The organism is Pseudomonas sp. WS 5071 (assembly GCF_012985765.1).
In the GTDB taxonomy this organism is placed as follows: domain Bacteria; phylum Pseudomonadota; class Gammaproteobacteria; order Pseudomonadales; family Pseudomonadaceae; genus Aquipseudomonas; species Aquipseudomonas lundensis_A.
Genome location: NZ_JAAQWY010000103.1, coordinates 1 through 513, shown reverse-complemented (window position 1 = coordinate 513; position 513 = coordinate 1). Strand labels below are relative to the sequence as shown.

Here is a 513-nt window from a genome sequence, read left to right as displayed (position 1 = left end):
GCCGCTGAACGCTCCTCGCAGCAGCTATTTCCCGCATTACAGACGCACCTCTCCCGCATTCAACAACCGTTTTCGCACCATCCACAGGTTCGACAATGCGAACAAGGTTGTCTGTTGGGCGATGTTTTTCGACAAGCCACGAAAGCGTACTTTCGTGTAGCCAAACTGGCGCTTGATCACGCGAAAGGGATGTTCAACCTTGGCCCGCACCTGCGCTTTGGCGTATTCGATCTTGCGTCGCATGCGCCGATCAAACTCTTTTTTCCGTGCTTGTTATAGTGACTTGGACGCGCGGCAATCGACCAGATCATCTTGCGATCCTGATGCTCGGGACGCTTGTCCACGCCGGTGTAACCTACGTCGCCACACACGTAAGTTTTCTCGCCGTGCAGCAACTGATCGACCTGCGTCACGTCCGCCACATTGGCCGCCGTGCCCACCAGGCTATGTACCAAACCCGACTCGGCATCAACACCGATGTGCGCTTTCACTCCAAAGAGATATTGGTTTCCT

Annotated in this window: 1 pseudogene; it reads right to left on the bottom strand. The window is 55.0% G+C overall.

The annotated features are described in order from the left end of the window. Positions 1-36: 36 nt before the first annotated feature. Positions 37-513 (bottom strand): annotated as a pseudogene (locus tag HBN61_RS22420) (IS5 family transposase); the annotation flags it as partial.